General features: G+C 28.1%; 23 protein-coding genes. 15 read left to right on the forward strand and 8 right to left on the reverse strand.

What is annotated here, in order from left to right; all coding sequences use genetic code 11:
• Positions 1-51 precede the first annotated feature (51 nt).
• Positions 52-1,572, reverse strand: coding sequence for a S8 family peptidase (locus tag ACULEV_RS11010; RefSeq protein WP_445455106.1), 1,521 nt, complete (start codon positions 1,570-1,572; stop codon positions 52-54).
• Positions 1,573-1,742: 170 nt separating this feature from the next.
• Between ACULEV_RS11010 and smpB the strand changes: the two genes are divergently transcribed.
• Both smpB and ACULEV_RS11020 read left to right on the forward strand, forming a co-directional pair.
• Positions 1,743-2,195: an SsrA-binding protein SmpB gene (gene smpB, locus ACULEV_RS11015; protein ID WP_445455107.1), complete on the forward strand. Its 453-nt coding sequence runs from the start codon at positions 1,743-1,745 to the stop codon at positions 2,193-2,195.
• A 56-nt stretch (positions 2,196-2,251) separates the two neighbouring features.
• Entirely contained in the window at positions 2,252-3,304 is a 1,053-nt protein-coding gene (locus tag ACULEV_RS11020; RefSeq protein WP_445455108.1) for a Fic family protein, read from the forward strand.
• Positions 3,305-3,414: 110 nt separating this feature from the next.
• Here the strand turns inward: ACULEV_RS11020 and ACULEV_RS11025 are convergent, their stop codons facing one another.
• Positions 3,415-4,056: a protein-L-isoaspartate(D-aspartate) O-methyltransferase gene (locus ACULEV_RS11025; protein WP_445455109.1), complete on the reverse strand. Its 642-nt coding sequence runs from the start codon at positions 4,054-4,056 to the stop codon at positions 3,415-3,417.
• A 132-nt stretch (positions 4,057-4,188) separates the two neighbouring features.
• Here ACULEV_RS11025 and ACULEV_RS11030 point away from each other — a divergent pair, with 132 nt between their 5' ends.
• The 12 genes from ACULEV_RS11030 to ACULEV_RS11085 all read left to right on the forward strand — a co-directional run bounded on the left by ACULEV_RS11030 (position 4,189) and on the right by ACULEV_RS11085 (position 15,698).
• Entirely contained in the window at positions 4,189-5,157 is a 969-nt protein-coding gene (locus ACULEV_RS11030; RefSeq protein ID WP_445455110.1) for a Gfo/Idh/MocA family protein, read from the forward strand.
• 401 nt (positions 5,158-5,558) lie between these two features.
• The gene (locus tag ACULEV_RS11035; RefSeq protein ID WP_445455111.1) at positions 5,559-6,452 is read left to right on the forward strand and encodes a 3-hydroxyacyl-CoA dehydrogenase family protein; all 894 of its coding nucleotides are present in this window, start codon (positions 5,559-5,561) and stop codon (positions 6,450-6,452) included.
• Positions 6,453-6,518: 66 nt separating this feature from the next.
• The gene (locus tag ACULEV_RS11040; RefSeq protein ID WP_445455112.1) at positions 6,519-7,748 is read left to right on the forward strand and encodes a DUF1015 domain-containing protein; all 1,230 of its coding nucleotides are present in this window, start codon (positions 6,519-6,521) and stop codon (positions 7,746-7,748) included.
• An 86-nt stretch (positions 7,749-7,834) separates the two neighbouring features.
• Complete coding sequence (locus tag ACULEV_RS11045; RefSeq protein WP_445455113.1) at positions 7,835-8,500, forward strand: YggS family pyridoxal phosphate-dependent enzyme; 666 nt, start codon at positions 7,835-7,837, stop codon at positions 8,498-8,500.
• Positions 8,501-8,557: 57 nt separating this feature from the next.
• Complete coding sequence (locus ACULEV_RS11050; RefSeq protein ID WP_445455114.1) at positions 8,558-9,919, forward strand: exonuclease domain-containing protein; 1,362 nt, start codon at positions 8,558-8,560, stop codon at positions 9,917-9,919.
• A gap of 16 nt (positions 9,920-9,935) precedes the next feature.
• Entirely contained in the window at positions 9,936-10,772 is an 837-nt protein-coding gene (locus ACULEV_RS11055) for an ion transporter (protein ID WP_445455115.1), read from the forward strand.
• Entirely contained in the window at positions 10,773-11,216 is a 444-nt protein-coding gene (locus tag ACULEV_RS11060; RefSeq protein WP_445455116.1) for an HAD family hydrolase, read from the forward strand.
• A 32-nt stretch (positions 11,217-11,248) separates the two neighbouring features.
• Complete coding sequence (locus ACULEV_RS11065; protein ID WP_445455117.1) at positions 11,249-11,596, forward strand: hypothetical protein; 348 nt, start codon at positions 11,249-11,251, stop codon at positions 11,594-11,596.
• Positions 11,597-11,606: 10 nt separating this feature from the next.
• Positions 11,607-12,524 carry a tRNA (adenosine(37)-N6)-dimethylallyltransferase MiaA gene (miaA, locus tag ACULEV_RS11070; protein ID WP_445455118.1) on the forward strand — a complete coding sequence of 306 codons (918 nt, stop codon included), beginning with the start codon at positions 11,607-11,609 and terminating at the stop codon, positions 12,522-12,524.
• Position 12,525: 1 nt separating this feature from the next.
• Positions 12,526-13,263: an acyl-[acyl-carrier-protein] thioesterase gene (locus ACULEV_RS11075; RefSeq protein ID WP_445455119.1), complete on the forward strand. Its 738-nt coding sequence runs from the start codon at positions 12,526-12,528 to the stop codon at positions 13,261-13,263.
• A 181-nt stretch (positions 13,264-13,444) separates the two neighbouring features.
• The gene (locus ACULEV_RS11080; RefSeq protein ID WP_445455120.1) at positions 13,445-15,346 is read left to right on the forward strand and encodes a sensor histidine kinase; all 1,902 of its coding nucleotides are present in this window, start codon (positions 13,445-13,447) and stop codon (positions 15,344-15,346) included.
• The gene (locus tag ACULEV_RS11085; RefSeq protein WP_445455121.1) at positions 15,318-15,698 is read left to right on the forward strand and encodes a response regulator; all 381 of its coding nucleotides are present in this window, start codon (positions 15,318-15,320) and stop codon (positions 15,696-15,698) included. Before ACULEV_RS11080 ends, ACULEV_RS11085 begins: the two co-directional genes overlap by 29 nt.
• 75 nt (positions 15,699-15,773) lie before the next feature.
• On the opposite strand, the gene ACULEV_RS11090 is transcribed toward ACULEV_RS11085, so the two are convergent.
• From ACULEV_RS11090 to ACULEV_RS11110, 5 genes are all read right to left on the reverse strand, one after another.
• Positions 15,774-16,472: a response regulator transcription factor gene (locus ACULEV_RS11090; RefSeq protein WP_445455122.1), complete on the reverse strand. Its 699-nt coding sequence runs from the start codon at positions 16,470-16,472 to the stop codon at positions 15,774-15,776.
• A gap of 6 nt (positions 16,473-16,478) precedes the next feature.
• Positions 16,479-18,062 carry a sensor histidine kinase gene (locus ACULEV_RS11095; RefSeq protein WP_445455123.1) on the reverse strand — a complete coding sequence of 528 codons (1,584 nt, stop codon included), beginning with the start codon at positions 18,060-18,062 and terminating at the stop codon, positions 16,479-16,481.
• A gap of 71 nt (positions 18,063-18,133) precedes the next feature.
• A complete protein-coding gene (gene coaE, locus ACULEV_RS11100; RefSeq protein ID WP_445455124.1) occupies positions 18,134-18,721 on the reverse strand; it encodes a dephospho-CoA kinase in 588 nt (195 codons plus the stop codon).
• 1 nt (position 18,722) lies between these two features.
• Positions 18,723-19,721 (reverse strand): glycosyltransferase, encoded by a 999-nt coding sequence (locus ACULEV_RS11105; RefSeq protein ID WP_445455125.1) that lies wholly within the window; start codon positions 19,719-19,721, stop codon positions 18,723-18,725.
• A gap of 324 nt (positions 19,722-20,045) precedes the next feature.
• Positions 20,046-20,909 (reverse strand): T9SS type A sorting domain-containing protein, encoded by an 864-nt coding sequence (locus ACULEV_RS11110; RefSeq protein ID WP_445455126.1) that lies wholly within the window; start codon positions 20,907-20,909, stop codon positions 20,046-20,048.
• Between the two features lie 286 nt (positions 20,910-21,195).
• Between ACULEV_RS11110 and ACULEV_RS11115 the strand changes: the two genes are divergently transcribed.
• Entirely contained in the window at positions 21,196-21,591 is a 396-nt protein-coding gene (locus ACULEV_RS11115; protein ID WP_445455127.1) for a hypothetical protein, read from the forward strand.
• A 41-nt stretch (positions 21,592-21,632) separates the two neighbouring features.
• Here ACULEV_RS11115 and glmM read toward each other — a convergent pair whose 3' ends face one another.
• Positions 21,633-23,030 (reverse strand): phosphoglucosamine mutase, encoded by a 1,398-nt coding sequence (gene glmM / locus ACULEV_RS11120; RefSeq protein WP_445455128.1) that lies wholly within the window; start codon positions 23,028-23,030, stop codon positions 21,633-21,635.
• Positions 23,031-23,053: the final 23 nt, after the last annotated feature.

Here is a 23,053-nt window from a genome sequence, read left to right on the forward strand (position 1 = left end):
CGTTTTAAAAAATTTAAAACGGTTTTCTTTTGAATTAATAACTATCTAAACTTATTGTACTGCTAAAGCTGCATTTATGTTTCCATAACCATATTCTGAACTCTTATTAGGATATAAAGATGAAGATTGTTTCAATTTATTTAACACTTGATCTTTGTTCCAGCTAGGATTTTTTGACCAAACTAAAGCTGCAATTCCAGCTGTTGTTGCAGTTGCTACTGATGAACCACCCACATAATCAGATTGGTTTTCATAGTAGCTCAATACTGGTGCTGTGTTTCCTGACCCGGAACGTTCCATAACCACAGTAAAATCAATTTTATCTCCAGAATGACAATTTGAACATTTATTGTATCCTGAACCTTCTTTTATTCCAGTTACAGCAACTGTTTCATTCATCCATGCAGGAAAAATAACTCCAACAAAATTTGTAAAACTTGTAGAAGTTCCACCTGCGCAAAATATTAATTTACCTCTATTATTAGCATATCTTACTCCATCTTCAATTCGACCAACAGAAAAAATATGCCCCATAGACATTGAAATAACTTTAACTGATGAATTATTTCCTAATCCTACAAAAGCATTTTGAACTCCTTTTTGCTCATGATATCCTTCTAGAACTACATTTGCAGCTGCTCTATAAGAAATTAAATTTGCATTATAAGCGACACCTACAGGTAATCCTTTATTGTTTCTTGGAGCAGTTGCAGTTGCTGTCATACTTGTTCCATGACCACATTGATCATTTGGTCCATCTGTCGAAGTGGACCAAGGCCAAATTGAATCTACATAAGTTCCAAATTTTTGAACACTTCTACCAGATGATGCTCCATTATTAAAACTACCTCCTAGTAAAGATTGATTTGGAGAAACACCAGAATCAATCACTCCAATAGTAATTCCTGAACCTGTACTGTTATTCCAAGCACTAGGAATATTATGCTTATAGAAACTCCAAGGGACTTTTGCATTAGGTGTGATTGTTGTATAATCAGACGAGCTTAATGTCGCTGAATCAAATCCACAACCAGATGAACCAGAGCTAGAACTTCTCATTGTACCATTTTCTTCTTCAAACTTAAAAAATTTATAATCTCCTGGTTCAACATATCTAACATTTTTATTTCTTCTCAATTCATACAATGTTTTTTGATCCTTAACAACAACATCTATAATATTTAAAACTGGATCACTATAAATAAGTATTTTCTCAGAAGGATTTGATTCGTTGTTAGAAATAATATTCAATAATTGCTTTTCAATATCTATTGCTTTTCCTGAAGTTCCTTTTTCAAAATCATTTTGAGAAGACCCATAACCTATGGTCACAATATTTTGTCCGTATTGTGAAGCGCTCCATAACATTTGTAAAGAAGCATCTTTCCAATAAAACTGCCCAGTTTGTTGCAGTCTACTCTTAATTTCATCATTAATTTGTTTAGTAGATAATAGTTCTTGGTTAAAATTTTGAACTTGTTCTGTAGATTCATTTTCAATGTTGTCTTCACTACATGAAACTGTTAAACCAAGAAATGCTAAGAAGCATAACTTGAAAATAGATTTTTTCATAAATTATAATTTTATAGTTGGAAATACGAATTTATAATTTTTTTTCTTATAAAAATGTCAAAACAATAATTTTTAATGTATTTTTTTACAAATTAAACAAACAAGTAATCAAATCATTATTTTGCAGAAATATTTCAATTTCTAATATTTTGAATTACATTTGCAATCCAATGCAAAAAACAATTAACATACTCAATAAACGAGCAAAATTCGATTACGAAATTATCGATAAGTATACTGCTGGAATTGTTTTAACTGGAACTGAAATCAAATCAATCCGATTAGGTAAAGCTTCTATTGCAGAAAGTTTTTGTGAATTTCATAATAATGAGCTTTTTGTAATTAATGCCACTATTGAAGAATATCTTTTTGGCACTCATTATAATCACAGAGCCAAAAGTGAAAGGAAGTTACTTTTAAACAAAAAAGAATTAAAAAAACTACAAAAAGATAGTGATAATAAAGGTTTAACAATAATTCCACTACGTTTATTTACTAACGAAAAAGGATTAGCAAAATTAGATGTTGCTTTATGTCGTGGAAAGAAAAACTACGACAAAAGAGAAACCATGAAAGAAAGAGATACAAAAAGAGATTTAGATCGAATTAAAAAATCGTTTTAGTTTTTTTTTACTAAAAAAAATGACTAAATTTGTCAAGAATTTAATTGTCATTATTTATGAATACTTTATTAAAGAATGCTAGAAAGCAAAAAAATCTAAAAACTCGTGAGTTAGCACAACTTATTGGTATTGATCAAGCTTTAATAAGCAAATTTGAAAATGGATCAAGAAAACCTACAAAAGAACAAATAAAAAAACTAGCAGAAATTTTAGAAATCAATTATGAAATTTTATTGATAGAGTGGATAAAAGCAAGAATTCTATATGAAATTAAAGATGAAGGTGAGCTTGGTTTAAAAGCACTTTTAATTGCAGAAGAAGAAATAAGGTATAATGCCTCTTTTAAAAGAAAAAAGCTATCAAAAAATCTACAAGCAATTTTAAAAGAAATAGATGACATTAAAAAAGAGCTAGATAATTTTAGACAATTTGATAGCTTTAGGATTGCCCAAGCTTTAGAACTAGAATACACTTTTGAAAGTAATAGAATTGAAGGAAACACATTAACACTTCGTGAAACAGATTTAGTTATTAACGAAGGTTTGACTGTTTCTGGAAAAAGCATGCGTGAACATCTAGAAGCGATAAACCATCAAGAAGCCATTGGCTACATAAAACAATTATTAGAACGCAATTTTACCTTAAATGAAAGAGAATTATTATCCATTCATAATTTAATATTAAGAGGAATTATACCAGAAGATGCGGGAAAATACAGAAAAGTTCAAGTCATGATAAAAGGAAGTTCTCACACGCCTCCACAACCTTATTTAGTTTCAAAAGCAATGGAGGACTATTTTATTTGGTTTTTAGAAAACAAAAACAAATTACACCCTATCATTTTAGCTGCAGAAATGCATGAACGTTTAGTAACTATTCACCCTTTTATAGATGGTAATGGAAGAACTTCTCGTTTGCTCATGAATTTAATTTTATTGCAAAGTGGTTATGTAATTGCAAATATAAAAGGAGATTATGACACTAGAATGGAATATTATAATTCATTAGAAGCTGCACAAACTTCAAATAATAAAGAAGATTTTTTATTATTTATAGCAAGAACTGAAAAAGAAAGTTTAGAACGATATCTTTCCATTATTAAACAATAAAAAACGAATAGCTCGGGAATTATCTGCCATGAAAATTCCTGCTTTCGCCTTTATCTTCCTACACAAGAATATCAGATTAGAACTAAATTACTTCAATTATAAAAGTAAAATTAATTCTTATCTTCTAAAAGTGGTACAAAACGAAATTCTCCAAACTCATGTTTTTCAAATTGTGATTCATTTTTTCTTACCAACATAGTCATAATTTGATTTTTTTCACCTAAAGGAATAACCAATTTACCTCCTATCTTCAATTGAGCCAATAAAGGTTGTGGAATAAAAGGTGCTCCAGCAGTTACAATAATACTATCGTATGGAGCATATTGTGGTAAACCTTTATAACCATCTCCAAAAGAAATGTATTTAGGTCGAATGCCTAATTTTGGCAACAATAAGGAAGTTGTCTTAAAAAGCTCATTTTGCCTTTCAATAGTATATACTTTTGCTCCCATAGTGCATAAAACAGCAGTTTGATAACCACTTCCTGTTCCTATTTCTAAAATTTTATGTTCTTTTTTTACTTCTAATAACTGACTTTGAAAAGCAACTGTATAAGGTTGAGATATAGTTTGTCCTGCTCCTATAGGGAACGCTTTATCCTGATAAGCAAAATCTTCAAAGCTTGAGTTTAAAAATAAATGACGAGGAATTTTTTTAATAGCTTCTAATACATTTTTATCACTAATTCCTTTCTCTTCTAATAATTTAGCAAGTTGATTTCTAAGTCCTTGATGTTTGGGTGTATCTTTCAATTTATAGGCTATTAGTTTTTGGTAAAAATAGATGTAAAAAACTCAAAAAACAAATTGAAAATTCCAAAAAAAACTTTACACACAATCCCAAAACTACAAACAAATATGTATTTTTGTTGAAAATACTTTATTATGTTAAAAGTTGGTGTTCTAGGTGCTGGTCATTTAGGAAAAATACATTTACGATTATTAAATCAATCTTCAAAATATGAACTTGTTGGCTTTTATGATCCATTTGAAGAAAACGCAAAGAAAATTGCAGCAGAATTTGGATATAAAAAATTTGATTCAATAGCAGAATTAATTAATGCTGTAGATGTAATAGACATAGTTACTCCTACTCTTTCTCATTATGATTGTGCTTTAGAAGCAATACAAGCTGGCAAACATGTTTTTTTAGAAAAACCTATTTCAAATACTGTTGAAGAGGCTGAAAAAATTATAGCTATAGCCAAAAAACATAATGTAAAAGGTCAAGTAGGTCATGTGGAACGATTTAATCCTGCTTTTAAAGCAGTAAAAGATAAAATTGAAAACCCAATGTTTATTGAAACACATCGTTTGGCCGAATTTAACCCTAGAGGTACAGATGTTCCTGTGGTTTTAGACTTAATGATTCATGATATAGATGCTATTTTAAGTGTTGTTAAATCAAAAGTAAAATCGGTTAATGCAAGTGGTGTTGCAGTTATTTCAGATTCTCCAGATATTGCAAATGCAAGAATCGAATTTGAAAATGGTTGTGTTGCAAATGTCACTTCAAGTCGAATTTCAATGAAAAATATGCGTAAATCGCGTTTCTTTCAAAAAGATGCTTATATCTCAGTAGATTATTTAGAAAAAATATGTGAAGTAGTAAAAATGAAAGATGCTCCTGAAGTACCTGGTGATTTTGACATGATTTTACAAAATGCAGAAGGAATAAAAAAACAAATCTATTTTGATAATCCGCAAGTGAATACAAACAATGCCATTTTAGAAGAATTAGAAACTTTTGCAGATGCAATCAATAACAATACCACTCCAATTGTAACCCTTGAAGATGGAACTGAAGCGTTACGTGTAGCTTACATGATTATTGATTCCATGGAAATGAAATAGTAATAAATGACAAGAAAAGATTTTATAACTATTGCTTTAACCAAAAAGATAAAACCACTAGTGTATATTATTTTTCTTTCATACACTCTTTTATTTTTGATTGAAGCCTTAAGTAACAAAAGTAGCAATGAAAGATTTCTTTTATTCTTTATAATTATTTCAATAGCGTTGTGTTTATTTCTTGGGATAATGCACCAGTTAATTATGTACTTTAATAGTAAATTATCTGAAAAAGTAAAGTCATTTTTTAAGATAGTATCAATTATTACAGAAATAATTAGTGGATTTTTTCTAATCGGTTTAGCAATACACTCTTGGAAAGAAAATAAAATATTCGAATTTATAATAATGATAGGTATAATTATATTTTTAATTTATACTAAAAAATCAAAATCAATACAATGAAACAAATAGCTGTTATAGGAGCTGGAACAATGGGTAACGGAATTGCTCATACTTTTGCTCAATCTGGATTTACTGTTAAACTTATCGATATTTCTGAACAAGCCATTGAAAGAGGAATGACAACCATCGCTAAAAACTTAGACCGAATGGTTGCAAAAGGAAGTATTTCTGAAGAAGATAAATTAAAAACTATTAGCAACATCATCACTTATACAGATACAAAAGATGGTGTTGTAGGTTGTGATTTAGTTATAGAAGCTGCTACAGAAAATGTAGATTTAAAACTAAAAATTTTCAAGCAACTAAGTGATATTTGCAATCATAATGTAATTTTGGCTACAAACACATCTTCCATTTCTATTACTCAAATTGCTGCGCAAGTAGTACATCCAGAACGTGTTATTGGAATGCATTTTATGAATCCTGTTCCTATTATGAAATTGGTCGAAATTATTCGTGGGTATTCTACTTCAAACGAAGTGACAAAAATAATCATGGATTTATCTGTGAAATTAGGAAAAACTCCAACAGAAGTTAACGATTATCCTGGTTTTGTAGCTAATAGAATTTTAATGCCAATGATAAACGAAGCTATTGAAACTTTATACAATGGAGTTGCTGGTGTGGAGGAAATTGATACTGTAATGAAGCTAGGAATGGCTCATCCAATGGGTCCGCTACAACTAGCAGATTTTATTGGTCTTGATGTTTGTCTTTCTATCTTAAACGTTATGTATGATGGTTTTAAAAATCCAAAATATGCTCCATGTCCTTTATTAGCAAATATGGTAATGGCTGGAAAACTTGGTATTAAATCAGGAGAAGGTTTTTATGACTATTCTGAAAGCAAAAAAGCAGAGAAAGTTTCTAAACAATTTATTAAGTCGTAAAGACTAATGTCGAAAGTCTAAAAGTAGCTTTTTTCGACTTTTAAACTTTCGACTTTTGACTAACTTATGAGTAAAATAATCCCATTTAAAGCAGTTCGTCCTGCTCCAGATAAAATTGGTTTAGTAACTTGTAGAAATTATGACGATTATAGTCAGGCGGAGCTTGCTGCTTGGTTGAACTTTAATCCGTATTCCTTTTTGCATGTTATTAATCCAGCTTATGCGCATTCGCAAAAAATCAGTTGGGACAAGCGGTTTAAAGGTGTTGCTCTAAAATATAAAGACTTCAAAAACGATAAGGTTTTTATTCAAGAAGAAAAAGCAGTCTTCTACGTCTATGAAATTCAAGCAAAAAAGCAGATTTTCACAGGTATAATTGCCGGAACTTCCGTTGAAGATTATCAAAATAATGTGATTAAAAAACATGAAGATACTTTACAATATCGTGTAGAATTATTCAAAGATTATTTACATCAAACCCAATTTAATACAGAACCTGTTTTAATAACTTATCCTGATAGTGTTGAAATTAATACTTGGTTGTTATTAAAAAAACAAAGCGAACCTATTTATTCTTTTTCCACAACTACTAAAGAAAAACATACGCTTTGGAAAATTGACACACAAAGTGATATTGATTGGCTACAAGAACATTTTGAAAAAATTCCCAATTTATATATTGCTGATGGTCATCATCGTTCAGCTTCTGCGGAAGTTTTATACGAGCAAGATAAACATTTGGGTAACCCAAATTTAAATTACTTCATGAGTTTTTTAATTGCAGAAAGCAATGTGAAAATTTATGAATTTAATAGAATGGTTCGCGATTTAAACCATCATTCCAAAGAAGCCTTTCTAGAAAAATTAGCGGAAAATTTCATTATTAAATGTAAAGATCAAGAGCTATGGAAACCTGAAAACAAATTTGAATTTGGAATGTATTTAGACGGTATTTTTTATGCCTTATTTTACAAACATAATTTAGAAGATTCATTTGATAAAAATTCTATTTTAAATAATTTAGATGCCCAAATATTATACAACAAAGTATTATTTCCTATTTTAGGCATTGAAGATTTACGAAATGATGAACGTATTGATTATATTCCTGGAAAACAATCTATCACCTCTATAAAACAAATTGTAGATGAAGGAGAATTTGAAGTAGGTTTCATGCTCTACCCTTCTGATATTTCAGAAATAAAAGCATTGGCAGACAATAATTTGATTATGCCTCCAAAAAGTACGTATATCGAACCTAAGTTTAGAAGTGGGCTGATTGTTTATGAATTATGATTACAAAATGAATAAAAGGAACACAAATTTAAGAAATTTTTAAAATTATAGAAATTTCTTAAATCTGTGTTCAAAAAATAAAAAATATGTCAATTGCTAACAATTTAAATAAAATAAAAAACACACTTCCAGAACATGTTATATTAGTAGCGGTTTCAAAAACAAAACCTATTTCTGATTTAATGGAAGCTTACAATGCAGGTCAGCGTATTTTTGGAGAAAACAAAATCCAAGAAATGACAGACAAATATGAAAAAATGCCAAAAGACATTCAATGGCACATGATTGGTCATGTTCAAACCAATAAGGTAAAATATATGGCTCCTTATGTGAGTTTAATTCATGGTGTAGATAGTTTTAAATTACTAAAGGAAATCAACAAACAAGCTGCTAAAAACAATAGAATAATTAATTGTTTGCTTCAAATTCATATTGCAGAAGAAGAAACAAAATTTGGATTAGATGAAACCGAATTGGATGAGATGCTGAAACAAATTCAGCATGACAAGGAGACTTTTCGAAATATAAAAATCGCTGGTTTAATGGGAATGGCAACATTTACGGAAAATCAAAATCAAATAAAAAAAGAATTTTTACGTTTAAAATCTATTTTCGACAAACTAAATACGGAGCACTTCAAACTGAATACTCTTTCCATGGGAATGTCTGGTGATTATGAATTAGCAATCTCATGTGGAAGTACAATGGTTCGCATTGGAAGTAGTATATTTGGAAACCGAAATTATCAATAAGACAAGGCGTCAATTTTTAAATACTGAATACTAATAACTGAACACTGAATACTAAATTTGTACTGTATACTCGACATAGAAACCACTGGTGGTCAATATAATGAAGAAGGAATTACTGAAATTGCCATTTATAAATATGATGGTCATGAAGTAATAGACCAGTTTATTAGCCTTGTAAATCCAGAGAAGACAATTCAACCTTTTGTAGTAAAACTAACAGGTATAAACAATGCTATGTTACGTTCTGCTCCTAAATTTTATGAAATTGCAAAAAGGATTATAGAAATAACAGAAGGATGCATCCTTGTTGCACACAATGCTTCTTTTGATTATCGAATTTTAAGTACCGAATTTAGACGTTTGGGCTATACCTTTAAAAAACCAACAATTTGTACTGTTGAACTATCTAAAAAACTAATTCCAGAGCAACCATCTTATAGTTTAGGAAAGCTAACACGTTCGCTTGGCATTCCTATTGCAGATCGACATAGAGCTAGCGGTGATGCTATGGCTACGGTAAAACTTTTTAAACTACTTCTTTCTAAAGATTCGGAAAAAGAAATTGTAAAAAGCTATATCAATACAGAAATTAAGGCTGGAATGTCTCCAAAACTATTAGACATAGTAGAATCAGTGCCTTCAAAAACAGGTATTTATTATATTCACAATGAAAAAGGTGACCTTATTTACATTGGTAAAAGTAAAAATATCAAAAAAAGAGTCAACCAACATTTCACTGCCACCAATCAAAAAAGCAAAAAAATACAACGAGACGTTTACACCGTTACTTATGAAGAAACTGGAAGTGAACTCATTGCACTTTTAAAAGAAAGCGAAGAAATAAAAATAAACAAACCTATTTACAATAGAGCACAACGTAAAACTTTATTCAATTGGGCCTTATATGCTGAAAAAAATGAAAAAGGATATATAAGTCTTAGTGTACAAAAAGCTGATGGAAGGAAAAAAGAAATTACTTCTTTTACTTCTGCACAAGAAGGTAAAACTGCTCTTTTTAAAATAACTGAAAATTATAATTTGTGCCAAAAAATAAACAGATTATATGATACCAAAAAAAGCTGTTTTCAATATGACATTAAACAATGCTATGGAGCTTGTATCGATAAAGAAAATCCTGAAGAATACAACAAAAGAGTAAACCTTTTTATAGACGAAAACACCTTTGCCACAAATAATATGATTATTGTAGATAAAGGAAGAACTCATGATGAAAGAAGTGCCATTTTAATCGAAAATGGTATTTATAAAGGCTATTGTTTCTATGCTTTAAATTACCAAATTACCAATTTAGATATTCTAAAAAAAATACTAATTTCCATGCAAAATAACCGAGATACAAAAAACATTATTCAAGGTTATTTAAGAAAACATAAAGTAATGAAAATGATTCCTTTTTAATCTTTAAATTTGTATCATGAGTAAAGAAAAAACAGCTTTTCAGAAATTCAGAAAAAAAACCTATATTATTATTTATGGTACCAATACCATAGCTGGAAAAGCATTTGATTTAATCTTATTAGGAGTAATATTATTAAGTATACTCTTAACCATGATAGAAACGATTGAAAGTTTTGAAAATAAATATCACAACATTCGAATTGCTTTAGAATGGGGAATTACCATTTTCTTTACAATTGAATATTTACTTCGTATTATTTCCATTAATAAACCACTTAAGTACATCTTTAGTTTTTATGGAATTGTCGATTTAATAGCCACTTTACCAATGTATTTAACTCAAGTTTTTGCTGGTTCTGGAGTTCTTTCCATCATTCGATCCTTACGATTATTACGTCTTTTTAAAGTATTAAAGCACCCACAATTTACAGGACAATCAAAGCAATTGCGAGATGCAATGATAGCAAGTAAAGGAAAAATTTTAGTTTTTATTTACTTTGTTTTAATTAGCACAGTTTTAATAGGTTCAATTATGTATGTAGTAGAAGGAAGAGAAAATGGTTTTACCAGTATTCCCACTAGTATTTATTGGACAATTGTAACCCTTACAACTGTTGGTTACGGAGATATTTCACCTATTACTCCTTTAGGTCAATTTATTGCTTCATTTGTAATGATTTTGGGTTATGGTATCATTGCAGTTCCAACAGGAATTGTTACTGCTGAACTTGCAAAAACAAGTCAAAAATTAGTCATTATAGACAAAAATCCTTGTGCCGATTGTGGTGCAGAAGGTCATCAAGAAAATGCTAGATTTTGTCATCAATGTGGGAATAATTTATTAGATGATTAAATGAATATTAGTTTTGATTTAGATAGTACTTTAATTCCTTATTCTAATGAGTTTGAAACAGAAAGGAGAAATTTATTAGCTAAATTTATTGGTATTGAAAAGATAAGAAAAGGAACTCCCAAATTAATAAGAAAATTACAAGAAGAAGGCCATCAAATTCATATTTATACCACTTCATATCGTAAAAAATTTCAGATTAGAATTACATTTAAATATTATGGTTTGTCAGTTAACAAAATAGTAAATCAAATTGAAAACAGACAAATCTTAACTCAATTAAATCTTAATAGTTCAAAATCCCCTAATACATTCGGATTTGACATTCATATTGATGATTCAAAAGGAGTTGAAATGGAAGGAGAAAAATTTAATTTTAAAACAATAATCGTTGATCCAAACGATAAAAATTGGGAAGAAACAATTATAAATAAATTAAAGCTTTAAGAAACAATAAAAAAGATTAAAAATAAATTTTTATGAAAGGAAAACATTGGATAATTGTAATAATAATCTTAGTGTCTGGATATAATATCATAAATTATTTCCATCATCAAAAATCATCAAAAAAATGGTCAATTGAAAGCGAATCTATTTTAATAAAAAAATGTCTATCCGATTCAAAAAATATGTCAATCGAATATCCAATTTTAACAAAAGAGTATTGTACTTGTTCTATGAAAAAAATCATGGATAGTATTTCTCAAGATGAATACCTAATAATATCAAAGAAGTCAATGGATGAACAGAAAAAGATTTTATTGCCATTATTCCAAGATTGTCTTTCTGAATACCAAACGGAAATAAAAAAACTTAAAATAAATTAAAAAATAACTATTGAACTACCTCATCACCATAATAGGTCCAACAGCAATAGGAAAAACGGCTTTAAGTATCAAACTAGCACAGCATTTCAATTGCGATATCATTTCTTGCGATAGTCGTCAGTTTTTTAAAGAAATGAAAATTGGTACAGCTGTTCCTAATGAAAAAGAATTGGCTTTAGCTAAACATCATTTTATCCAGAATAAATCCATTTTTGAAAATTATTCTGTGGGTGATTTTGAACAAGAAGCATTAGAAAAATTGGACCAACTTTTTAAAGAAAATCCTATTCAAACCATGGTTGGTGGTTCTGGTTTATATGTTGATGCTGTTTTAAAAGGCTTTGATGAATTTCCAGATATTGATGCTTCAGTTAGAGAACAAATTAATTTAAAATACGACAAAAAAGGAATAACATATCTTCAAGAACAATTAAAAACATTAGATTTCAATTATTATCAAAAATTAACTGTTGAAAATCCGCAAACACTTCAAAATCCACAACGCATGAAACGTTTTGTAGAAGTTTGTATAGGAACAGGAAAACCATATTCGAGTTTTATTGGTAAACGAAAAAACAATAGAAACTTTACTCCTATAATAATTGGTTTAGAAGCCGATAGAGAAATCATGTATGATAGAATTAACCAAAGAGTTGATATTATGATAAATGAAGGTTTACTTGAAGAAGTTAAAACATTATTTCCTAACAAAGAATTGAATGCTCTACAAACTGTGGGTTATAGAGAATTATTTGATTTTATTGAAGAAAAAACAACTTTAAATTTTGCTATTGAAGAAATTAAAAAAAACACCAGACGTTTCGCAAAAAGACAAATTACTTGGTTTAAACGAACAGAAAATGTAACTTGGTTTGATTATCAAGTAAACATAGAAGAAATAACAAACTATATAAAATCGAAATTATAAAATGCCAATTGCTTCCAACTTCACTTCTACGTTTGAACAACAATATGAAATTAACTTTTTACATTGTTATCCAAATGGTTTTTTAAAATATACCGATTTATGTAATTTATTACAAATTACTGCAGGAAATCATGCCGATTTAGGAGGTATTAGTTTTACTGATATGCAAGAACATCATCAAGCATGGGTAATGAGTAGAATGCGATTAGAAATAGAAAAGCTGCCTCAATGGAGAGATAGTGTTACTATTAAAACATGGGTTAAAACTTTAGAAAATTCCCGTTCTGTTCGTTGTATGGAAATGCATTTAAATGGAGAAAAAATAGTGGGTTGCGAAACATATTGGGCTGTAATTAATACAAAAACAAGAAGACCAGACATATTAGCATTACCACACGATCATTTTCAAAAATTTCAAATTAACGCAACAACAAAATCTACTAATAAAATTGAAATAGATCCTAATGCTAATGTTATTGGAACCCGAACAGTAGTTTTATCAGATTTAGATGTAGTAAACCATGTAAACAATGTAAAATACATGGAATGGTGTTTTGATTTAGAAAACTCTAAAAAGCTAATTAAGCAAGAAATTGCTTCTTTAGATATTAACTTTATGCGAGAATTAAATCTAAATGATATTGCAGCAATTCACAGAACTGAAAGTGATTCTTTCTCTATTTATAGTATTACTAAAGAGAGTAAAAATGCCTATGCACTACAAATTACATGGAAGTAATTTAAAAAAAAGTGTTTAATTAATTCAAAGACAAATCATTACTTTTTTAATCATTATTAAGAAATTTCTTAAAAAAATTAGCAGTAATATTAAACTTTTTTCATACTTTTATAAGTAATTCTACCAATTGAAAACTGTGTTTTTAAAATTCATATTTTAGAGACAATTCAATATTATAATTTTGAATAGAAAATTAGAGATAGCTATCCAAAAAAAAACTAAAAATCTAGATAAGGTTTTATGGGTTGTTTTTTTATGTATGTGCTATACTTTAAATGCTCAAATTTTTAAGGATAAAAAGGTACTTTTACTAAATTCTTACCATCCTCAGTATGCTTGGACTGATAACTTTACCAATGCAGTTTCTGATGAATTAAATAAATTTCTGGAAGAAGAAGGTTTATATATTGAATATCTAGATGGAAGACACATGATAGATAATCAATTATATTTTGAATCATTAATTACTTTTTACAGACAAAAATATTCAAAAATAAAATTTGATCTCATTATATCTTCAGACGATTATGCTTTAGAATTTCTTATGAAATACAAAAAAGATATTTTCCAGAATAGTCCTGTTGTTTTTGGTGGAATTAATGACTTGGCAAAATTAGATCAATTAGATTCTGAACATTTTACTGGAATTTTTGAAGGATTACCTGTCTTAGAAAACCTCAATTTAATAGCTCAAACCTATCCAGAAGCAACAACAATTTATATTTTAAGTGACCAAACCACTCAAGGTAAAGAAATGACCTTACAAGCTGAAAAACAGATAAAAAAATGGTCAAATAAAGAGATTAAACTTATTTTTAAAGATTATTTTTCTTATGAAGAACTTTTAACAGAATCTGAAAACATAGAACCTAATTCTGCTTATTTTTTATTAGCCATTCATCAAGATAAAAATGGAAGGTATTTTTCCTATCACAAAGATTTGCCCAATTGGTCAAAAAAATCCAAAATTCCTATCTATGGCATGTGGGGAACATTATTAATTGGCTATGGTGCAACAGGTGGTTATATAAATGATCCTTATACACATGGTATAGAAGTCTCTGAAATAGCTTTAGAGGTCCTAAGAGGAAAAAGAATAAATACAATAACTCCAAAACTCCAAACAGAATATTTACCACGTTTTGATTTTAATCAGCTTAAAAAATATCATATAAATAAAAAAGATTTACCTAAAGAATCTATTCTATATTTTAAACCAAAATCATTTTATAGTAAACATAAAGAGGTTATTGATACAGGATTACTTTTAATATTTTCTCTAATTGTTTTAATTATTTTTCTAATCTTTATTATACGAAAACAAAAAAAATATAATTTACGATTAAATGTATTATCTAAAGACCTCCAACGCATTAACGAACACATGAGCAATTTTTCTTATATGACTTCACATCAATTAAGAGCATCATCTATTAATATGTCTATGCTATTAGATTATTATCAAGATGATTCTTTAGATGAATCGCAAAAGAAATGGACATTTGAAAAACTAAAAAATACATCTTATAAAATTGAGAATACTGTAAATGATATTACAAAAATCTTAAATCATCAAGAAATAAAGCCTATCAATGAATATGAACAAATTGAATTAACTAGTTTTTTTAAGTCTATTTTACATCCGTTTAAAGAACTTTTAGAAAAAAATGAAATAATTGTTAATTTCAATTCTAAAAATAAAGACACTCTTTTTTCGCATAGAAATGTTTTAAGTGAAATAATTAGTATATTAATTGAAAATTCTATTAAATATAGACCACAAGGGTATTTACTTATAATCGATATTGAACTAGATGTTAAACCACATGAAACTTTAATAATCATTAAAGACAATGGTAACGGATTACCTAAAGATTATGAAAAAAGGATCTTTAAATTGTATCAAAGAGGACATAAAAACATTGAAGGAAACGGTGTAGGTTTGTATATGGCAAAATTACTAGCCCATTCTATTCATGCTAATATTGAACATGTAAAAAAACAAAATACAACAGGTACAACATTTCATATTATATTAACTAAAAGACTACCATATGACAAAAAAAATACTACTAATAGATGATGATCAAGTAACTAATTTTTTTAACAGAAAATTAATTGAACAAAGTAGTACACCATTAGAAGTTAAAACCGTTAATAGCGTTAGCGATGCTATTACATTTTTAAGAGAAAACAAAAATTATTGGTTTCCAGATGTCATTTTTGTAGATATTTTTATGCCTATAAAGAGTGGTTGGGATTTTTTAGAAGAATTTCAACAAGAATTTGAAAATCATGCTACCACAATTAAGCTATATATGCTTTCCTCTTCTAATCATAATGATGATATTGCTAAAGCAAAAGACCACTATTTAGTAAAAGATTATATTTCTAAACCTTTGTCTTCAAATATGCTTAGTGATATATTAAGCTAATAAAAAAAGCTTCGAAAAATCGAAGCTTTTTTGTACAAACTTTATGTCTAAAAATATATCTAATATCTACTATGGTTATTTTTTAACAACCAATCTAAATCCTTCACCATGAATATTTAGAATTTCTACATTTTCATCTAATTTCATATATTTTCTTAATTTGGCAATATAAACATCCATACTTCTTGAAGTAAAATAGTTATCATCTCTCCAAATTTTAGTTAATGCTAATTCACGAGGCATTAAATCATTTTCATGTAAAGCTAACATTTTCAAAAGTTCACATTCTTTAGGAGACAACTTAACTGGTTCTTCATTTTGAAATGACAAGAAACGTAATTTTGAATTTAAATGAAATTTACCTATTTCAAACTCAAATTTAGTATTGTCTGGTTTAACTTCAGAAGCTTTTCTTTGAATAATTGCCTTTATTTTCATTAATAAAACCTCAGAATCAAACGGCTTATTCAAATAATCATCTGCACCTACTTTATACCCTTTTAAAACATCTTCTTTTAGCGTTTTTGCTGTTAAGAAAATAATAGGCACTTCTTGATTCTTCTCACGAATTTCTCTAGCTAAAGTATAACCATCTTTATATGGCATCATTACATCCAAGATACACAAATCGTAAATATCTTTTTTAAATTTCTCAAAACCTTCCATACCATTTTTGGCTAAGGTTACATCAAAATCATTAATGATTAAATAATCTTTCAGTATAGCACCGAAATTTGGGTCATCTTCAACTAATAAAATTTTTCTTGCTTCCATATTTCTTTAATTTATTAAGGGCATTTTTAAGATAAAAACACTACCCTTTCCTTTTTCACTTTCAACAAATATTTGTCCGTTATGGTCATCAACAATTTGCTTCACATAAGCCAAACCTAAACCATGACCTTTAACATTATGTAAATCCCCAGTATGCTCTCTATAAAATTTTTCAAAAACTCTTTTTTGAGCTATTTTACTCATTCCAGCACCTTGATCTTTTATTTTTATTATTATATAATCTTTAATATTCTCAACATAAATATCTACTACAGGAATGCCTGGAGAATATTTAACAGCATTATCAAGAATATTTACTAACACATTTGTAAAATGAACCTCGTTTAATAAAATTGTAGTCCTTTTTGCTTCTATATGTTTAATTATCTTACCTTCTCTATCTTCAATAATTAGGCTTATATGTTCAATGGCATCATCAATAATACCTAAAACATCTGTTGGTTCTTTTGATATATCTAATTCTTTCTTTTCTAATTTTGAAATACGCAATACATTTTCAACTTGTGCATGCATTCTCTTATTTTCATCCTTTATCATCTGAAGATAACGCTGCACTCTCTCTTTATCATCAATAATTTTTGGATTTTTAATAGCATCTAAAGCTAAATTAATTGTAGCAATAGGTGTCTTAAACTCATGTGTCATATTATTAATAAAATCGGTTTTTATTTCAGAAATTTGTTTCTGAGTAATCAACTGATTTAATGCACTTGAAAACGTTACTACTATAATTAAAGTAAACAAAATAGACAACATTGTAATTCCTAATATTGATGAAAAAAAGAATTTACTCTTTTGAGGAAATGTTACTAATAATTGGTATTGACTCATTCCTTCATTATCCTGAAATACAGGAATTCCATACGTTGATCTTTTATCATATTTAAAGCGATCCGAACGAATCTTTGTTGCTAAACCATTACTATAAATAGCAAACTCATAAGGTGTTTTAATTTGATATTTTTCTAACTCATTTTTTAAATATTTATTTAAATCCTCTTTACTTATTCTATCTTGAATAGGTCTTTGAGAAACAATATCTCTAAACAATAATTGGTAATTAGCTCTATCAAATGAGGATAAACTTCCTGATTTTTCAATTGTTATATCAGGTTTTCTATTAAGTTCAACAGAACTATTGTCTAATACTGTTCCAGCGTATATTTCTGTTTTTCTATTTGCTAAAATATTACCTACTTTAATTGTATCTGCGTTTTTATCAAAGAACGAACCATTAATCCCATAATCTTGAGAAACTAATGAACTAGTATAAATAATTGTTTCATTCGTTTTCTTATTACGCTCCATAAAAAAAAACTCTTTTAAAGTTTTTGTTTCTGGTTCTTTACCAATACTATCTTTTATTTTATAGTATTGTTCGTAAAACGAAAAAAACTCTTTATTATCGATTAACTGAGCTACATTACCTATAACTTGCTGAACATGAAGTTTAAATTCTTCTTCACTCTTCTTTAAAGAAGTATTTATCCAGTATAATTGTACTAAAATTATCCCAATGAGCGACAAACTCATTAAGAAAACCAATAGTCGAAACCTCTTCTTATTCATCAATACAAAATTAGTATTTTAACATTAAGCCTATTAAAACATTAACCAAAGATTAACATTAATGGCATTTATTACGATATTTTTAAAAAATTAAGAATTTCATCAATCTCCATATATGTGTCGTCTATTTTAACATTTGTTACAACATAATCACTTTTCATTGATTTTTCAGCATCAGAAAGCTGATTTTTCATTCTTTTTAGTATTTCTTCTCGACTAACATTATCTCTTTTCATTACTCTATTTATCTTAACATCTTCGGGTGCTGTAACTAGAATAACCTTATCACACTCTGTATTTCCACCTGTTTCAAACAATATAGCAACTTCTTTTACCACAAATGATGCTTCCTTATTTTTTTCTAACCATTTTTCAAAATGTTTTTTAACTTTTGGATGAACTACTTCATTAAGCTTTTTTAATAAACTAGAATCTTGAAAAACAATTGCAGCAATTTTTTTTCTATCTAATTGACCGTTTTCTAGAATAATATTTTCTTTGAAAAGATTTTGAATTTCATGAATTACACTTTTCTTAGTCATTATTTTTTTTGCCTCATCATCTGCTATATAAACAGGAATACCTTTAGAGGCAATATATTTTGCCACAGTACTTTTTCCACTACCTATTCCTCCTGTTAATCCAATAATTTTAGTCATATTACTTCTTAAAAAATAATTCTGGATGTGCGCTTTCAGGTTTCTTTTTTAATAAAAATAAATTAATAAAAGATTTTAAAAACCCAACACCATATCCATAAAACTGAATAATGGTGGCAATTATAGAATAAAACGCAATTTCAATACTTTTATTTTGTACTAATGAACCTACAAAAATCATTCCAAAGTAAAATAAGAAAAAGAAAAAGAAATAAGGAATTGAAAAAACAACTAGAATTAGACTAAAAACAAACCCTAATAAAAATAAAGAAGGAAACCAAAATGTAATTTTTGTATACTTAGGATACCACAAATTTAAAATTGGTCTTGCTTTACCAAACTTGTTTACTTGTGTGTAAAATTTATTCCAATCGATTCTTCTTTTATGATATACGTAAGCTTCTTTTATAAGTCTCGTTGAAAAACCTAATTCCCATAATCGAATTGATAAATCTGGATCTTCACCAGGATGAATATTTCCAAAACCTTTTGATGCTTCAAAAGCTTTCTTAGACAAACCCATGTTAAAACTTCTTGGTTGAAATTTACCCACTTTTTCACTTCCTCCTCTTATACCACCAGTAGTTAAAAATGAGGTCATTGAAAAATTAATCGCTTTTTGAATTGTAGAGAAGGAATCCAAAGCTTTATCTGGACCACCAAAACAATCAACAAAATCAGCTTTTAAAGATGATGCAACAACTTTTAAATATTCTTTAGGAAGTATGCAATCAGAATCTAAAATAATAAAATAATCTCCTTTAGCTTTTTGCATTCCAAAATTACGAGAATTACCAGGACCAGAGTTAGGTTTAAAATAATAAGATATATTTAATACATCCTTATATTTTTCTACAATATCATTACATGGTACCAAAGAACCATCTTCAACCACTACTACTTCAAAAGAATCATCGAAGTCGAAAAGTACAAGACTTTTTAACAATTCATCTATTTCATCTGGTCGATTATAAACTGGTATAATAAAAGAAAAAAGCATCTCCGTTTTTTTAACAAAGATACTCTTTATAAAAATTCAAGAAACCAAACTTTAAAAAAAAGAACTATTCTAAGATTTAAGAAGAATAAAAAAAATTCTTTTTATCATTTCACTTCAACATCAAATTTATTTAGTGAATTATTTAATAGAAAAAGACTTTCTCACAATTGTAAAAAAGCCTTTTTCTTTTCTCGAGATTTTATACCGAATATCTTGCTCTTAAAATATTTTACTCTAATTATGATTCAGTATAATTTCAAAAGCTAATTATAACCTAAACAACTAAACTCAAATAATGTTTGCAATAGTAAAATAATATCTTTTTTAGTTAGTAATTGTTACTGTTTTATTATAAATATAATTATCAGTAATTAATTTTACAAAATAGATTCCTGACTTTAATGTACTTGCATCAATATTTACACTATACTTCACATCGGACTTAATATTGTTATTATAAATTTCATTAATTAATTGACCATTCATATTATATAGTTCAATACTAATGTTGGTGTTATAATTAAAAGAAAAATCTAATGTTGAATTATTTTTCATTGGGTTTGGATAAATATTCACGCTAGACTTTTCTTCATATATAATAGGACATATTAAATAGTCATTATCTATATTACCACCTACATAATTTTCATTAATAGCTGTTGCAGTTGCATTTAAATCACTAAATGAATAGCCAGTTGTACAACCACCAATTACATTGTTAGCTAATTCCAAGAAATCATAAACTGACATTCCTTCAAATGTTCCGCTTGCTATAATTAAATTTGCAAAATATTGCCAATTTGAAGAAAAATCTTCATCATATTCATCAAATCCAACTGCCAATGTAACTCCAACTAATTGAGCAGCTAAAACATTTTTATATGATTTTCCTGGGTCAATTAAAGTTCCTTCATCCAATGCTCTAGGTGTTGAACCAGAAGGTAAAAAATCTTTAATTGCTGAAGAAGATGTGAATTTTAGTAGATTATCTCCACAACCTATTGTTAATCCATTTGGAAATGCCAATTCAAAATTTGCGTCACGATAACATCCTGGATTTTGTCCATGACAATTTGTTCCCCATCCGCCAATTGTGAATGTTTTAAAGCCAGTACAATCTTGAGCTAATAAATTTACAGTTCCAAAAAATACCGTTGTTACAATAATTAATAATAGTTTTGTTTTCATAAATGTTTGTTTGTTTTCCTTACTCTTTTTTGGCTTTTCAGGTTATGCCGTTGATTTTTATATTATACTATAACAATTTAATACAGTTTAACCCTACCATTTTTTTCTTTTTTTTGAAAAAATATATACAACCTTCAATTTAAAAATAATAATTTCAATTCACTTCAAAATACTATTATGCATAAATTATTAATAATCTTAGATTTACATAATTGTTCAGATACATATCCAATTTATTTATTATATTTATAAATTAAATTTTGATGAAAGTATAAAAACAAAGATTATGAGAACATATCAATTTGAATTAAGAAAATTATTTTTTGTTTTATCACTAACACTATTCTTTATCATACCACAGGACATTTTTTCACAAGGTCCACCACCTTGGGCTCCTGCACATGGATACAGAGCAAAAACAAAACACATTTATTTTCCAGATCAAAATTTCTATTATGATGTTGAAAAAAGAGTGTATTTACATCTTGAAAATGGCAAATGGTCGGTTTCTGTTACTGTCCCTTCTATTTTTGCTAACATAAATTTAGGAACAGCACGTAAAGTTGAATTAGAAATAAGTGGTCATACACCCTATCAATATAATGAAGAGCATATTGTCAAATACAAAAAGCCTAAAAAACAGAAAGTAAAAAAACAAAAAAAAGAGAATAAAAAGAAATAATAAAAGCCCTAATTTGATTCTAAATTAGGGCTTTTATTTAATTAAATACCTGCAATTTCTTTCAACTCATTTACAAATCGTTCTGCTAAAATATCTGCATCTTTTTGAGTAGATGCTTCTGTGTAAATTCTAATTATAGGTTCTGTATTTGATTTTCTTAAGTGAACCCATTCTGTAGGAAAATCAATCTTAACTCCATCAATTGTAGAAATATCTTCATTTTTATATTTCTCAGTCATTGATTTCAAAATTAAATCAACATCAATTTGAGGAGTTAATTCTATTTTATTTTTACTCATATAATATTGAGGATAACTAGCCCTTAATTGTGCTACAGTCATATCTAAATGGGCTAAATGAGTCAAAAACAAAGCCACACCAACTAAACTATCTCTTCCATAATGGCTTTGTGGGTAAATAATTCCTCCATTTCCTTCTCCTCCTATGACAGCATTTGTTTCTTTCATTAATGACACTACATTTACTTCACCAACAGCACTAGCATAATACTTTCCTCCATGCTTTTCTGTAATATCTCTTAAAGCACGTGAAGATGACATATTTGACACCGTATTACCTTTGATTTTACTTAAAACATAATCCGCAACAGCTACTAAAGTATATTCTTCTCCAAACATTTCACCATCATTTGAAATAAAAGCCAATCTATCTACATCAGGATCAACTACAATACCAAAATCGGCTTTCTCTTCAATAACTAATTTACATATATCTCCTAAATGCTCCTTCAAAGGTTCTGGATTATGTGGAAAATGACCATTAGGTTCACAATACAATTTTACTACTTCTACTCCCATTTGTTCTAACAAATTAGGAATAATGATTCCTCCAGATGAATTTACACCATCCACAACAACTTTAAATTTCTTTGCTTTTACAGTTTCAACATCTACTAATGCCATCTCCAAAACTTCATCTATATGAATATCCATATATGAAGAATTTTCAATTACCACGCCTAGACTATCTACATCTGAAAAATCAAAGGCTTCAGCCTCAGCAATTTCTAAAATTTTTGCACCATCATTTCCATTCAAAAATTCACCTTTATTATTTAATAATTTTAAGGCATTCCATTGTTTTGGATTGTGAGAAGCCGTTAATATAATTCCTCCATCTGCTTTTTCTAAAGGTACAGCAATTTCAACTGTAGGTGTTGTTGACAATCCTAAATCTATAACATCAATTCCTAATCCTACTAAAGTATTTTGTACCAAATTATGAATCATTGGTCCAGAAATTCGGGCATCTCTACCTATTACTACTTTTAATCTAGAATTATCATTAGAATTTCTTCCCTTTTTTAAAAAAGTTCCATAAGCAGAAGCAAATTTAACAGCATCCACTGGTGTGAGGTTATCACCTACTTTTCCCCCTATAGTTCCACGTATTCCAGATATTGATTTTATTAAGGTCATATTTTTATTATTTTAAGAAACAA

It is taken from the genome of Flavobacterium sp. HNIBRBA15423 (assembly GCF_052655965.1).

Excerpts from the sequence above, each read along its gene's own strand:
- ACULEV_RS11105 (WP_445455125.1), bottom strand. The coding sequence starts at position 19,721 with ATGCTTTTTTCTTTTATTATACCAGTTTATAATCGACCAGATGAAATA.
- glmM (WP_445455128.1), bottom strand. The coding sequence starts at position 23,030 with ATGACCTTAATAAAATCAATATCTGGAATACGTGGAACTATAGGGGGA.
- ACULEV_RS11075 (WP_445455119.1), top strand. The coding sequence starts at position 12,526 with ATGCCAATTGCTTCCAACTTCACTTCTACGTTTGAACAACAATATGAA.
- ACULEV_RS11095 (WP_445455123.1), bottom strand. The coding sequence starts at position 18,062 with ATGAATAAGAAGAGGTTTCGACTATTGGTTTTCTTAATGAGTTTGTCG.
- ACULEV_RS11055 (WP_445455115.1), top strand. The coding sequence starts at position 9,936 with ATGAGTAAAGAAAAAACAGCTTTTCAGAAATTCAGAAAAAAAACCTAT.
- ACULEV_RS11010 (WP_445455106.1), bottom strand. The coding sequence starts at position 1,572 with ATGAAAAAATCTATTTTCAAGTTATGCTTCTTAGCATTTCTTGGTTTA.
- ACULEV_RS11030 (WP_445455110.1), top strand. The coding sequence starts at position 4,189 with ATGTTAAAAGTTGGTGTTCTAGGTGCTGGTCATTTAGGAAAAATACAT.
- ACULEV_RS11040 (WP_445455112.1), top strand. The coding sequence starts at position 6,519 with ATGAGTAAAATAATCCCATTTAAAGCAGTTCGTCCTGCTCCAGATAAA.
- ACULEV_RS11110 (WP_445455126.1), bottom strand. The coding sequence starts at position 20,909 with ATGAAAACAAAACTATTATTAATTATTGTAACAACGGTATTTTTTGGA.
- ACULEV_RS11020 (WP_445455108.1), top strand. The coding sequence starts at position 2,252 with ATGAATACTTTATTAAAGAATGCTAGAAAGCAAAAAAATCTAAAAACT.
- ACULEV_RS11045 (WP_445455113.1), top strand. The coding sequence starts at position 7,835 with ATGTCAATTGCTAACAATTTAAATAAAATAAAAAACACACTTCCAGAA.
- ACULEV_RS11090 (WP_445455122.1), bottom strand. The coding sequence starts at position 16,472 with ATGGAAGCAAGAAAAATTTTATTAGTTGAAGATGACCCAAATTTCGGT.
- smpB (WP_445455107.1), top strand. The coding sequence starts at position 1,743 with ATGCAAAAAACAATTAACATACTCAATAAACGAGCAAAATTCGATTAC.
- coaE (WP_445455124.1), bottom strand. The coding sequence starts at position 18,721 with ATGACTAAAATTATTGGATTAACAGGAGGAATAGGTAGTGGAAAAAGT.
- ACULEV_RS11115 (WP_445455127.1), top strand. The coding sequence starts at position 21,196 with ATGAGAACATATCAATTTGAATTAAGAAAATTATTTTTTGTTTTATCA.
- ACULEV_RS11035 (WP_445455111.1), top strand. The coding sequence starts at position 5,559 with ATGAAACAAATAGCTGTTATAGGAGCTGGAACAATGGGTAACGGAATT.
- ACULEV_RS11060 (WP_445455116.1), top strand. The coding sequence starts at position 10,773 with ATGAATATTAGTTTTGATTTAGATAGTACTTTAATTCCTTATTCTAAT.
- ACULEV_RS11085 (WP_445455121.1), top strand. The coding sequence starts at position 15,318 with ATGACAAAAAAAATACTACTAATAGATGATGATCAAGTAACTAATTTT.
- ACULEV_RS11065 (WP_445455117.1), top strand. The coding sequence starts at position 11,249 with ATGAAAGGAAAACATTGGATAATTGTAATAATAATCTTAGTGTCTGGA.